This is a genomic window from Dyella sp. M7H15-1 (assembly GCF_004114615.1).
Taxonomy (GTDB): domain Bacteria; phylum Pseudomonadota; class Gammaproteobacteria; order Xanthomonadales; family Rhodanobacteraceae; genus Dyella_B.
In genome coordinates, this window is record NZ_CP035300.1 from 989,363 (window position 1) to 1,002,712 (window position 13,350).

12 protein-coding genes and 1 pseudogene are annotated in these 13,350 nt (G+C 59.5%); 11 read left to right on the forward strand and 2 right to left on the reverse strand.

Going from position 1 to position 13,350, the window contains the following annotated elements:
• Positions 1 to 2: 2 nt before the first annotated feature.
• Positions 3 to 575, forward strand: coding sequence for an SET domain-containing protein (locus EO087_RS04760; protein ID WP_205744433.1), 573 nt, complete (start codon positions 3 to 5; stop codon positions 573 to 575).
• On the opposite strand, the gene EO087_RS04765 is transcribed toward EO087_RS04760, so the two are convergent.
• Positions 498 to 3,593: an MFS transporter gene (locus tag EO087_RS04765; RefSeq protein ID WP_128897866.1), complete on the reverse strand. Its 3,096-nt coding sequence runs from the start codon at positions 3,591 to 3,593 to the stop codon at positions 498 to 500. The two genes, EO087_RS04760 and EO087_RS04765, sit on opposite strands and share 78 nt — an antisense overlap.
• Before the next feature lie 150 nt (positions 3,594 to 3,743).
• Here EO087_RS04765 and EO087_RS04770 point away from each other — a divergent pair.
• Positions 3,744 to 4,247, forward strand: a pseudogene (locus EO087_RS04770) (IS481 family transposase); the annotation flags it as partial.
• Between the two features lie 547 nt (positions 4,248 to 4,794).
• On the opposite strand, the gene EO087_RS16405 reads toward EO087_RS04770, so the two are convergent.
• On the reverse strand, positions 4,795 to 5,127 hold the full coding sequence (locus tag EO087_RS16405) for a hypothetical protein (RefSeq protein WP_205744435.1): 333 nt from the start codon (positions 5,125 to 5,127) through the stop codon (positions 4,795 to 4,797).
• Positions 5,128 to 6,094: 967 nt separating this feature from the next.
• On the opposite strand from EO087_RS16405, the gene EO087_RS16200 reads away from it, so the two are divergent.
• The 9 genes from EO087_RS16200 (at position 6,095) to EO087_RS04815 (ending at position 13,349) form a co-directional block, all read left to right on the forward strand.
• On the forward strand, positions 6,095 to 6,880 hold the full coding sequence (locus EO087_RS16200) for a lytic transglycosylase domain-containing protein (RefSeq protein WP_164931766.1): 786 nt from the start codon (positions 6,095 to 6,097) through the stop codon (positions 6,878 to 6,880).
• Positions 6,881 to 6,955: 75 nt separating this feature from the next.
• Complete coding sequence (locus EO087_RS04785) at positions 6,956 to 7,267, forward strand: hypothetical protein (RefSeq protein WP_128897868.1); 312 nt, start codon at positions 6,956 to 6,958, stop codon at positions 7,265 to 7,267.
• Positions 7,257 to 7,682, forward strand: a complete 426-nt coding sequence (locus EO087_RS04790; protein ID WP_128897869.1) for a TrbC/VirB2 family protein — start codon at positions 7,257 to 7,259, stop codon at positions 7,680 to 7,682. Before EO087_RS04785 ends, EO087_RS04790 begins: the two co-directional genes overlap by 11 nt.
• 5 nt (positions 7,683 to 7,687) lie before the next feature.
• Positions 7,688 to 8,035: a VirB3 family type IV secretion system protein gene (locus EO087_RS04795; protein WP_128897870.1), complete on the forward strand. Its 348-nt coding sequence runs from the start codon at positions 7,688 to 7,690 to the stop codon at positions 8,033 to 8,035.
• Positions 8,036 to 8,049: 14 nt separating this feature from the next.
• Positions 8,050 to 10,479, forward strand: coding sequence for a VirB4 family type IV secretion/conjugal transfer ATPase (locus EO087_RS04800; RefSeq protein ID WP_128897871.1), 2,430 nt, complete (start codon positions 8,050 to 8,052; stop codon positions 10,477 to 10,479).
• Between the two features lie 20 nt (positions 10,480 to 10,499).
• Positions 10,500 to 11,168: a type IV secretion system protein gene (locus EO087_RS04805; RefSeq protein ID WP_164931767.1), complete on the forward strand. Its 669-nt coding sequence runs from the start codon at positions 10,500 to 10,502 to the stop codon at positions 11,166 to 11,168.
• A gap of 184 nt (positions 11,169 to 11,352) precedes the next feature.
• Positions 11,353 to 12,474 carry a type IV secretion system protein gene (locus EO087_RS04810; RefSeq protein WP_128897873.1) on the forward strand — a complete coding sequence of 374 codons (1,122 nt, stop codon included), beginning with the start codon at positions 11,353 to 11,355 and terminating at the stop codon, positions 12,472 to 12,474.
• A gap of 27 nt (positions 12,475 to 12,501) precedes the next feature.
• The gene (locus tag EO087_RS16205) at positions 12,502 to 12,666 is read left to right on the forward strand and encodes a hypothetical protein (protein ID WP_164931768.1); all 165 of its coding nucleotides are present in this window, start codon (positions 12,502 to 12,504) and stop codon (positions 12,664 to 12,666) included.
• Positions 12,663 to 13,349, forward strand: a complete 687-nt coding sequence (locus EO087_RS04815) for a VirB8/TrbF family protein (RefSeq protein WP_128897874.1) — start codon at positions 12,663 to 12,665, stop codon at positions 13,347 to 13,349. The genes EO087_RS16205 and EO087_RS04815 overlap by 4 nt, the downstream gene beginning before the upstream one ends.
• Position 13,350 lies beyond the last annotated feature (1 nt).

Here is a 13,350-nt window from a genome sequence, read left to right on the forward strand (position 1 = left end):
CCGTGCACTACCTCGCTGACGGCCTCGTAGTGAGAGAACTCCTCGGCAAAGGCGGCAAAGGCGTATTCGCAGCGCGGCGGCTCGAGCTTCACGAGCTGCTGTGCATTTGGGGCGGCGTTATCATGACGAGTGATGAGTTACGGCGCCTGACGCGCGAGGAGCAGTTCTACGCAATGCAGATCGAGGACTACCTACACCTCGTAACTCCGCGCGATAGCGTCGCTGGCGCCGACTTCATCAATCACTCGTGCCAGCCCAATGCCGGCCTCTCCGGCGCCAGCAGTCTTGTGACGCTTCGGCGTATCGAGCCGGGCGAGGAGATCTGCTTCGACTATGCAATGTGCGACTCGCACGATTTGTTGAGCTTCGCATGCGAATGTGGCGCGCCAAACTGTCGCAAATTCGTCCGCCCGGACGACTGGCGGCGACCTGATTTGCAACGCCGCTACCCCAACTCGTTCTCGCCCTATCTGAGCCGGCGCATCGTCGCGGAGGCGTCAAGTCACCGTCTTGCGCAGCCGACGCACCAGCGCGGCGCAGAGCTGCATCAGGACGGCAGGGCGCTGCTCGATTAAGTTGTGGAAACGGTCGCGTGTGATCACCAGCATCTCGACGTCATCGAGCGCCGAAACCGTCGCCAAGCGCGGCTCGTTGTCAAACAACGACATCTCGCCGAAAAATTCACCTATACCGAGCCGAGCGAGTTCCCGGTTGCCGTCCGGCGTCTGCTTGCGCACGACGACTTCGCCCCGATAGACGATGTACATGCGGTCGCCGGCCTCACCCTCGGTGACGATGTTCTCGCCCTGTAGATAAGTTTCGCAGGTAAGCGTGCGGTCGAGCACGATAAGGTCGTCGAACGTGGTATCGGAAAACAGCGGCACGGAGTGAAGGAACGCAATACGACTCATCGTGGCTTCCTGTCGGTATGGGCGATCTTCGGTGCCTCCCTGTATCAGGCTGCGGACGGCATCGGCGACCAGTTGCGAAGAGTCCGCCCATGCGCTTGGCGGAATGTCACCGGTCTCGGCGTGCCAGGCAATTACCGCCGCGGCTCGCAGGCGCTCATCGTCGATAGCCTGGGCGTCACGGAGAATGAGCAGTGTCTGATCGCGATCGAGCTTGCCGGATCCAGCCACACGCTCTTCCAACAGCGGCGCCAACGGCACCACGAACTGCCGGTGTGGCAGCGTCGCCAAACTCTCGATCGCGTTGGCGCGAGTGCGTTCGTCGGAGGCCCTCAGTGCGGTACGCGCGAGATTGAGGGTGCGGTGATGGCCGAGCGCTTCGAGGGCTTGCAGCACCAGACGAAGCACGCGGCGCGTGCTGTCGTCGATCACGAACGACATCGACTGCCAGCCGGGGCGCTTGGCGTCGCAATGCTGTGCGAACCGCCGGTAGAGCGCAATCAAGGGAAACTTCGTGGTCTCCAGCATCTCTAACAGGTTTTGCTCGGCGTCGGCGCCCTGGATGCGGCCGAGCGCCTCAATAGCGGCAAGCTGCGCCTCCTCGCGCCCGTTCCACAATTGCGCATTCAAGGACGGTAGCGCGTCCTTACCGCGGATACTGAGCGTTTCGACAACAGCTTGGCGGACACGGGAGGAGGGATCTGTCCAAGCGACGTCAAGTACCTCGTTTAGTTCGTCAGTCGGAACCATCTGCGCCAGAACGCGCAGTGCCGATTCACGTACTCCTGGCGAGTCGTCGGATGCCGCGCGTCGCGCCCAGTTCAGGGTGTTGGCGGTGTGGGCTTTGAACGATCCCACTGCGTTCAATGCGGTGGCACGCACTTGGCCGTCGCCGTGAGCACCAAACAACGACAGTATCTCACCAGCGCTTTCGCTGTCGCAGAATCGCAGCACCCCGATGGCGCCGAGCGCGGATTCCGGCTTCAGTGGCCGGCCCAGCACGGCGAGAGCCGTTGCATTGCTCGGCTCGGCGCAAAGAAGCGTCGCGGCGGCTACACTGCGAATGCCTTCATCAGGATCGTCCATTAGTGCGTCGAGGTCGCCGGGATGCAGCCTAGTGCACCTCGCCAACACCTCGAGCGCGAGCTGACGCACCGCAGGGATCGGCGAGCGTGCCAGCTCCTCGAAGGTCTTATGCCGCGCGGGCGTCACCGAAACCGTTAGGCGCTCCATGATGGCTCGGCCCTGACCAATCGGGATCGCTGCCAGCGCTGGAGCGATCTCGTCGGTGCCGAACTCGTGGTTGCACCACAGCGCCATCTGTAGCGCGGCATAGGCGGTACGCGAATCGCTGCGTAGCATGGTGCGGATCTCGGCGATGGTTTCCGGCGGCAGGCGGATGGCGCGGTCGACATTCTCGAAGTCGACGACGCCGTCACGGAGCATGTCGAGTAAGCCGCGGACGTAGTGGATCCCAATATACCAGTGAATGACGAACAGCAGCAGGCTTTCGACAAAGCCAATCTGCGCGATGGTGCGCAGACTTAGACCGCGCTGGAAGGCCTCCAGCGACACGCCGGCGAAAGCCAGCCCGAGTGGATAAACGAAGCCGTCGATGAAGACGCGCACGCGTCCGACCAGTCGGTAACGGATTGCGTTGTAGTTCATGATCCCGACCGGCACGTCGATCCCATAAACGAACGGGTCGTAGGCAATGTTGGCCAGGACTCCGGCCGGCAGCGAGGTGGAGACCGACAGCACGCCGAAAGACAGCGTGTTTAATGCGGGATAGACGCGATTCATGACAACAACGCCAAGCCTTGTCATCTGCCGATCGGTAAAGGCGACGATGATGACGAAGCCGAGCAGATTGAGACCTCCCTGAATGAACCCCAGGAAGGTCGCCAGCCGGTCAATGCTGGGAAAGTGCAGGGTGTAGATCGAGAATGCCAGATATTCTGATACGCATTGCAGGAACACGTTGAGAAACATCGCCGCGGCCAGGAGGGAAACCAGCGGGTAGCGCCGCAGGAGCCGAGGCATCAGGCGTAGGCTCTCCTCAGCAGTCGGCTCGACGTCTTCGAGTGGTTGATGCCGCCGCGACAACCAGGCGAAATATGCAATCACCACAAGCACCAGCGCAGGCGTCAACAACAAGGCGATGCGGGGGCCTGCGAACGCGTTGACGGAACCAACGCCGGCGCCGCCAATCAGCCCGCCCAAGGCCATGCCAACGGCGACACGCCCGATAGCGCGCTTGGCGTCGGTGACGCTGAAATAGTCGGCGAACAGCACGTAATAGATGCTGTACAGTAGCTGCTCGCACACCGAGATGCCCAGATAGACGACGTAGTACCAGCTGTCGCCGAGTCTGAGCACGGCCGACATCGTTAGGCTTACGAGCACGAATACGCCGAGCATAAACTTGAGGATCACGCGGCGGGGGAAGCGATCGATAATTCCCGACAGCATGATCGAACACGGAATCGAGATCGCGGCAAACAAGACGTAGTAAATGGGGATCGCCGAGACGCCGAACCGCGACAGGAACAACGACGCTGCCAGCGTCGACGCGTAGGTGTTCTGCGTCGCCAGCAGGAACGCCATTATCATGAAATGCCCGGCACGTCCGCCGAAATGTGCGGCTGTCGCTGCCACGGCGTTTCGCGCCAACGCCTTCGTCATTGCCGGAGTCCGATCGCAGGATTCGCCCTGCGGAGTGGCGGAACTGCCGAGACTGATACTATCATCCTAGTGCCGAATGGAGAATCTATTCCTAGTGCCGAATGGAGAATCTATTCTAGTTCTGAGGCGTTCTGGCTTTAAGTGTAGAAGTATGGCCGGGTACGTGTTAGCAACGAATAACGCCAGCGCGGCACGTTTGTCAGCCCGTCCGGTGTGCGCTCCATCTGGTTAAGGCATCAGCTGGCTAACTTCAAGCAACGGCTCCGTGCCCTGGAAAAACACGTTGCCTAAAGTGACGCGGTGCTCACGGAGGCCCAGGTGGTAGCGCTGGAAAGGAAGTCTGACGATGATGTGGCATGTGGCGAAATCGAAACCGCGCATCCTGGTTATCTTGGCTCACAGGACACGTTTTATGTTGGCACCCTGAAAGGTGTTGGTCGTATTTATCAACAGACCTATGTCGACACCTACAGCAAGGTAGCCTTTGCCAAACTACATCCCACCAAGACGCCAATTACCGCTGCCGACTTGTTGAACGACAAGGTGTTGCCATTCTTTGCAGCGAGTGATGTTCCCGTGCTTCGTGTCCTGACTGACTGTGGCAAGGAATTCTGCGGCAAGCTGGAGCAGCATGATTACCCGTTGTATCTGGCGACGTTTGTTCGACGACAACATCCTACCAACACGAATCAGCCTTTTTCTTTTATTTTCAATGCTGTGCGTCAGCCCCGAAATTCGCTGGGCCTTAAGTTTAGTGCCATTAGCCTTAACGCCCCTCAACACGCCTTAGTAATCAGCGAGCTTATGTGGCTTGGGCCGATGCCGGTCCCGCGACTTGGACTTATCGGGTCGATGCACAAAAGTTCGTCGTGCAATAAGGCCGAGCACGTCATGGAGTCGGTTGCAAATGTCATACCCCAACAGGAGCACCGACAGCACCGGCCGGAAAGCCGTCATCGCGTAGGTGCGATTGATCCTATGTTTTTCCGGTAAGCTGGCTTCTTTATAAGCCTTGGCGGCGACCAGCACGTGCAGATTGTCGCACATGACTTTGGCGTCCAGATCCTGCATCACGGCCAGTTGCGACAGACCTGAGACAGGTTCCAGATTGAGGCGGTGTTTGAGGCGTTTGAACGCTTCTTCGATACGCCAGCGCGGGTGATACAAATCGCCAAAGGCCTTGGCTGGAAACAGGCTCCGATCAAAGAGCAGTGGTCATGAGCACACGCACGCGACCGGCCGAAGCGACATGGCGCACCCCGCGCACTTTTATGGGTGTGGCAGGACATTCATAGTCCGCAACATCCCTGGGACTGGGTGGTGCCAGTGCCACGATCTGCTCGAACAGCATTTGCCGTTCATTCGCGTGGGTACTGCGCACGGAAGCCAACAACATGAGTTCGGCGCCGAGCAGATACAAGCCGAAGACCATCGGGTCGGCGTCGGCGGCGCGTGGAACATGACTAGCACGAATAGCAAAACGTATCGTCGAGTCATCGGCCGCCGCCAAGCGCCGGTCACGCCAGTGCGGCACAAAGCCCGCGGCGTCAGCGCATTCGACAAGATGATCGTTAAGCAGGAAATCGCGAAACCAGACAGTTTGGCCCGCGCCTGGGCCACAGCCTGTTCGCTCACCTCACGCACCCAATCAACCTGTTGTTTGACGCGAGCAAGAACTCGTCCACTTCAGCCTGGACGCTTTTGCGCATACCACTCACCAGGAGGGTCACCAGGGTGGGAAGGGGAAGTTTGCGTTGACGCGTGAACGCGCTGGGATGTTCCGGGTGTCGCGCCACATCGCGAAACTCTGCCGAATGCATATAGTCGGAAAGACCGGAGAAGACCGCTGTCAAATCCATGAAGACTCAATGAAAACCAAAAATGATCTTCATTGGCCGCCACTGCGAAATCGTCTCGGCCTGCGACTAAGGCGGAAGTGTCACTATTCGCACCAAAATCCAGTGACACCGATAATGATGTGTGCTAGCTTCTGAAAACACCGATAGGAAACGGTGGAACAGGGGACAGGGGCATGGAAGATGATGCTGCACTCGCTGCAGGAAAGACTGTTTTCGCTCGGCGGATCTCCGCGTAGAGCGCGATTTTTTGTGCGTCTTGTCCGCAGACCTCTGGCTTGCCTACTACGTCGACGGGAGGCGAACGGATACGACGCCGCAGGCGACATGGTTCACGATCAGAGGAGATCGCTGGCATGCCAGCGATTCCCGACTCAGTCTCCAGCTCGTTCAGATTTGGCTTCTGGTGTGGCTTTCCCAGGGCTATCCATCAAAGACACGGCTGACAATGCCACGCGAGAAGTTGCCAAAAGCGGCAACCGCTCCGCGAGCCCGCATGTAAATTATGTCAATTTATTGATTTTATTAGCATTTTCGACAAAATCAATGAGGCGAGACGCACTATTGCGCAAACCTGCTCGACTGCAATTGTTCAAAGATTTAGCGATGCGATTGTTGGAAGAATCCACGCGCAGAATGACGGCAATGAACGCCATCAAAGTTGCAAAAGTGATTACTTCACTGGTGACACTGACCGCGACCGCTGCCGTAGCCGATACCACTGCAAATACCGTGATCCCGCGCGAACTGGCGCACACTATCACGCGTTGCGCTCCCCAGGTCGCTCCGAACACCATCCTCAATCTGGTACGCGCCGAATCGGCTTTCGACCCAAACCTCATCGGCATCAATGCCGATCCGCACCAAACCATCCAGTCGAAGAACGCCACCGACGCTACCGACGCCGCGCAACGGTTCATCTCGCAAGGCAAAAACATCGACCTGGGCCTCGGTCAAATCAATAGCGCCAACCTAGCGAGGTTGAAGCTGACTGTCGCTCAGGCTTTCGACCCGTGCCTCAACGTCAAGGCTGCCGCGCAACTGCTGACAGAGGCCTACTTGAAGGCACGTACCACAGCCGCCAACGATCAGGCCGCGCTCGACGCGGCCTTGTCGGCGTACAACACTGGCACGCAAAGCGGCGGCCTTGTGAACGGCTACGTGGCGCAAGTGCGCAGCACGTACACGGTGCCGAGCATTGATGGTGCGACCAGCGAAGGCACCTCTGCAGCCGCCCAGCTGGCGGCTGTTCAAGTCACGGCCGAACGCCCTGTCCCGGCACCGGCGTGGGACGTCTACGGGCAAGCCCAACAAGGCTCGTCCGTAGTGGAGCCTGCCAAAACCAGCAGCGCCACACCAGCCGCCACGGCGGTCATGGTGTTCGGTGCCGCCCCCCAAGCCAGCGCCGCCGGGCAGGATGGTGGCCAGTGACCCAGCCAGCTAATCGCCTGAACGTGTCTCCCGCCATGTATTTCGCCAGTAAAACCCGGTGGAATTCTTACAACTATGGCCGACATCCAGCGCAAAACCTTCTACCAGCCGACCACTTGGCAAGCGACCTCCGTCACGGTGTACGAGGCGGAATGGGCGGACTTGCTATCGCAACCAATGATGCGACAACTGCTGATAACGCGGTACGCCGAAGGACGGGCCTTGCAAGCTTTGCCAGCATGGAAAAACGAGTTCGTCACCCTCGCGTCCCTGAAAAAGGAGGCTCGCTACTACCAAGCCCTTGATCGCCTCATCGCAACGATTGAGAAACACGGCCCTCTGTCACCGACCTTACTCTCCCTGGAGAACCATCCTCATGAACGGTAACCATTCGCTCGCTCACCGCGCCAACGATCTGTCCCTGCGAACCCTCGCTGCCGTTACCGCAGCCACCACGCCTGCCGTCAAACTCTCCCGCATCGCCACCCGCGGAACCAACTTCCTCTCCTTCGCCCTGATGTTCACGATCGCCACCTTGATAATCGTGCATCCGAGCCTTGCCTTTACGCAGGACGCGGCCAGCCAGCTCAAAACGCAGGCGAACTCGGCCCTGTCCTGGCTGTGGACGGGCGTGTACTTCATCCTCGTGGTGGCCGTACTCGGCTCCGGCGTCATGGCCGCCTTCGGTCGCATGGAATGGCGTACGGTCGGCCAGGTGCTGATTGGCTGCGTCGTGGCCGGTATGGCTACCGCTGTGGTGCAGGGCCTGTTTGGTAACTCGACCAACACCAACTTCGGTTGATCGCCATGAGCGGCCCACGTGACGAAAACAAATTGCGAGCCGATCCATTGTTCGGCGGGCTGACTCGGCCAGCCATGATCTTCAGCTTGCCGATCGAAGCCGCAGCCGGCATAGGGGCAGGAACGATGGTGGTGTTCTTGGTAACCAAGATCGCCAACCTCGACATCATGTGGTCGATCATGTCCCTGGGCATGGGCGTAGTCCTCTACGCCCTTGCCCGCCTGGTTTGCGCCCGTGATCCGCGGGCTTTCCGCTATGTGCTGCTCCAGCTCAAGACCAAAGGCGCGCACCGCACACGGCATTACTGGAAAAGCGGTTCGTACTCTCCCCTCCGGGCGCGCAAGCGCCGTTGAGACAAGGATTTACCATGTCTTCGTCCATCGAAGCGAAGCAAGCCCTCGTGAACCAGGCTCGGCCGATAGCCGAGCATGTGCCTGTAACGTCACACATCACGCGGCACAACGTCCGACTGAAAGGCGGCGAGATGGCGACCGTGTTCAAGATCGCCGGCATCGCCCACGAGGCGGCCGACGACGAAGACCTGCAGGGTTGGCATGAAGCCCTCAAAGGCCTGCTCAAGAACATCGGCGCCGATGATGTGGCGATCTGGACGCACCTGCTCCGCGAACCGCGCAACAGATACCCTGACGGGTATTTCGATATCGGTTTTGCGAGCGACCTAAACGATAAGTACAAGGCCAGCCTCCAGGGTCTGGCCATGATGGTCAACTCGCACTACCTGACCTTGATCGTGCGCGGCAAACACGGCGCGGCCAAGTGGTTCGACTTCGGCGGAAAGAAGACCCAGCAGTCGATCCAGGATGACATCGACGCGCAAAGCGAACACCTCGACGAGCTGGCCGACACGGTGAAGGCTGGCCTTGCGCGCTACGGCGCGCGACGGCTGGAAACCTATGAGTACAATGGCCTGGTCTGCTCCGAAGTGCTGGAGTTCTACCACTACCTGTTGACCTGCACCTGGCAGCGCGTGGCAATCCCGAAGGGAAGTGCGCGCTTTGCGATCGGCAATGCGCGCATTAGCTTCGGTGTCGATCAATTTGAAGTGCGCGACATGACATCCACGCGCCTCGGAGCGATCGCGGCGGTGTCAGAGTATCAAGTGGAACGCACGGAGCCGGGCCACCTGGTGGTGGCTCTCACGATACCCTTCCCCTTCGTGCTGACGCAGAGTTTCGCCACGTACTCGAAGACGAAGGCACTTGCCGCGTTGGACAAGCAGCAACGCTTGCTGCGTAATGCCAAAGACAAATCGTCTTCGCAGATGGAGTCGATTTCTGACGCGCTGGACGACTTGTCGGCCAGCCGCTCCATCTACGGCGAGCACCACCTGAGCTTGATGGTGCTGGCCGACACGCAACGCCAGCTCAAAGAACGCCTGGCCGAAGCTCGCACGATGTTGAGCGAGGCCGGGTTCCTGGCCGTGCGCGAGGACGAGTGCCTTGAAGCGGCCTACTTCGCGCAATTGCCGGGCAACTTCGATCTGCGCCCGCGCCCCGCTGCGATCAGTTCCGGGAACTTCATCGGATTCACCGGCTTCCACAACTACCCGCACGGCCGCACCCACGGTAACCAGTGGGGGCCAGCCCTAACCCTGCTGAAAACGACGTCGGGCACGCCATTCTACTTCAACTTCCACCTACCACCCGGTGGCCGTAAGGGACTGGACGAGTCCAAGCAAGATGACCGCGTAGCGGGCCATACGCTTATGCTTGGCCCGACCGGCGCCGGCAAGACCGTCATCCAGACGTTCATGCTGGCCCAGGCCGAAAAATACAAGCCGACCGTCTTCACCTTCGACAAGGATCGTGGCCAGGAAATCTTTATCCGCGCCATGGGCGGCCAGTACCACACGCTGCAGAACGGCAAGCAAACGGGCTTCAACCCTTTGGCGTTACCCGACACGCCGGGCAACCGACAATGGGTCATGGATCTGGTGAAGCGCTGCATCAAGGGCAGCGACCGTGACTTCCGCTTCTCTGCCGATCGCGAACACGAGGTGCAGGAAGCGGTGAATGGCGTCTACCGCATGCCCTACGCGACACGGCGCTTCTCGGCGATCAAGGAGTTTTTCGATCCAACCGATCCGAACGGCAACGCCGCGCGCTTCTCGAAGTGGTGCGCCGGCGGCTCGCTGGGTTGGCTTCTGGACAACCCGACCGATGCCATTTCGCTCGGCACTGGACGGCACTTCGGGTTCGACGTGACGGACTTCCTCGAGAACGAGGAAACGCGAACCGTGACGGTGATGTATCTCTTTCATCGCATGGAGTCCCTGATCGACGGACGCCGCTTCATCCTGAACATGGACGAGTTTTGGAAGATGCTCATGGACGAGTATTTCGAGCAGAAGGCGCTCGATGCCGTGAAAACCTACCGCAAGCGCAATGCGCTGGCCTTGTTCGGCACACAATCACCGGCGGACGTGTTGAAGTCCCGCATCAATGCGCAGCTCATCGAACAGTGCGTGACGCAGCTGTACTTGCCGAACGCAAAGGCTCGCCGCGAGGACTACATCACGGGCTTCAAGCTGTCCGAACGCGAGTACGAGATTGTCCGCAAGGACATGGTGGAGCAGAACCTTCGCGGCTTCCTGTTCAAGCAAGGGCCCAACGCGGCCGTGTGCGAACTGAATCTGCGCGGGTTCGATGACGAATTGGCTGTGATGTCTGGCACCGCAGCCTCGGTGGAATGGTGTGAGCGTGCCCGTGCCTCCGCCGGCGAAACCCCCGATGACTGGCTGCCAGTATTCCAAGCGATTAGGAGAGAACAAACATGAAACGCATGACACGAAGCGCCTTGGCGGTCGCACTGACCGTCGGTTTGGGCGTTGGAATGGTGGGCACGGCATCGGCACAGATCCCGGTGACCGATGCCATGGCCATCTCGAACCAAACGGAGGAATACACCACCGAGTACGCCACGATGCTGAGCCAGCTCACGCAGTTGGAAAGCATGTTGGCGACCGCCACTCAGCAACTGTCGTCATCGACGGGCAACCGCGGCCTGGGCAGCCTCCTGCCGGAGTCCTACGCCAACAACAACACGAGCACCTGGCAGTCGGCTATCAACGGCGGTAGCGACTCGATCGCCTCGCTTGCCAACTCGATCGAGCAGGAAGCCTCCCAGCTCAACAGCGGTTCCTTCAACAACGTCGATCCGATCGTGGTGGCCGCCCTGGCGTACGGCATGAGCACGGAGTCCACCGGCCAGGCCGAGAATGCCATGCAGTATCAGAGCGCGCAGAACCGCTATATCCGGCTGCAGGAAATGATGGGCCAAATCAACTTGACCAGCGACCCGAAGTCAATCGCCGAGCTGCAGGCACGCCTCGAGGCGGAAAACTCAATGATGCTGAACCAGCTTCTGCAGTTGCAGTCGCAAAACTCGATGCGTGAGAACGCACGGAAAATGCGGGATGAGAAACAGCGCCAGTCGAACTTCCAATCCCTCATAACGAAGTATTGAGTCGCGATCCGCACCGGGCGTCGAACCCCTGCGACGCCCCATTATTTACCCCGGGAGAACCACATGAAACGACACTGGAACATTCTCGGCATCGCTACCGGGAGCATTTTTGTCGGTCATGGTGGCGAATACAAAAAGATTCAGTGAAGAAACTGGATTTCATTCATTGGCAGGAGCGTAGGCCATGGCCGACCCCACAACCCGAATAGCGTATTTCCTCTTCGACGGAATCACCCCGACGATCACCGATTTCGTCAATAGCGTGTCCGGCGAAATGATGAAGATTGTCGGGCCGGCCGCGGGCTCGCTCCTGACCATGTACGTCTTGCTGTGGGGTGTTGGCATCGCGACCGGCCACGTCCAGGAGCCATTCACCGATGGCATGAAGCGCATCATGCGTATGTCCATCATCGTAAGCCTGGCACTGACGGTCAGCATCTACCAGGCGAACGTCTCCAACTTCTTCCTGACAGCGCCCATCGCGATCGGCTCGGACCTGCAGGAGAACGCGACGGTGCCAGGCGGTACTACGACGGCACAATGCGCGGAGACACCTGGTGAAACGGTCGAATTCGCGACTACGTTGGACGTCTCGCTTTGCGAGGGCTTCGACATCGGCCAGCAGATTTGGCAGCAGGGCACGAGCCAGAGCGGGCAGGACAACATGGGCACGGCCATCGCCTATTACGATCTCGCCATCCTGGTCGATCTGGCGGCTGGGACAATGGTCGGCATCGCTGCAGGCATCCTGTTCGTGTCTTACATCGCCATGGCGATCCTGCTTGCGGTCGGCCCTTTCTTCATCATCATGGCGATCTTCCAGGGCACGCAGCGATTCTTTGAGTCGTGGCTAGGCCAGATCTGCAACTTCGCGATCCTATTCATCATCATGGACGTGGCGATCGAGCTGATTTTCAGCTTCATCGAGAACTTCTACGCGAGCCTCCCTGCCCCGACCAACAGCAGCGGGCAGATCATCGTGGACTTCATCAAGGTCGTTACCGTGACGCTGGCCATCATCGTGGTGTTGCTGCAGACGCGCAGCATCGCCGCGCACCTGGGCGACGGCGCACACCTGCAAGGGCAAAACCTCGCGGGCCGGCTGGCGAGCATGGGCACCGGCGCCGCTGGCGTCGCGCGTGCAGCGATGACGGGCAGCTCGGTGAAAGTCTTTGCGGAAGACTGGCAGGCAAGCGGTCTGTCGCAAACGCCTAGCCAGCGCCTTGCGCTGGATAACTCACTCTCCGCCACAAGTCGCCGGATAAGGCAGTCCTGGCAAGACAGCAACACCGCCTCGGAGGCGTAACCCGTCTCTCTCGATAAGGAAACCGTGATGCGTACCCTACTGAAAGGAACGGTCCTAGTCCTGTTCGCGGTGCTGCTGGCCGCGTGCTCGACGTCCGGACAGCAGAAACCCCCCAAGGCGTGTACCAGAGGCTTCGTGCCGATCAACATGCCCGACCACCATCCCGCCACGACGAAGGAGAAGACGCCATGAAGGATCAGGATTTGCAAAAGGCGTGGTCGGATGCGTCGAAGGCCTGGGAGTCCAATGAAATCGCACGCGCGAAACGCAGCGAGCGCCGCGCATGGATTTTCGCGGGCATAGGCCTCGGCACTGCCCTAGCCGCCTGCATCGCCGTGGCTTGCCTGACTCCGCTCAAGACGGTGGAGCCTTTCATCGTTCGCGTGGAAAAGAGCACCGGCGACGCCGACATCATCAGCCGGCTCGATCAGCATGTCGAAAACTTCGACGAGGTGATCGACAAGTATTGGTTGGCCTCCTACGTGAATTATCGCGAAAGCTATTCCAACGCGATGGCGCTCCCGAACTACCAGGCCGTTTCGTTGATGAGCTCCAAGCAGGTCGGCGCGCAGTATTTCGCGCAGATCGATCCGAATAACCCTCACGCACCTGTTAACGTCTACAAGAAAACCGGCCTGGTGGACATCTCGATCAACGCGGTCGCGTTCCTTGGCAACAACGTTGCCCAGGTGCGCTTTACGCGCACCGAGCTGGAGAACGGTGCGCCGACTGGAAAGCAAACCAATTGGATCGCCACGATCACGTACCGTTACCTGGCGGCGTCGATGTCGGAAAAGTATCGCCTGATTAATCCGCTGGGCTTCCAAGTCACGGATTACCGCGTCGATCCAGAAACCGTGAAGACAGGAACTTAAG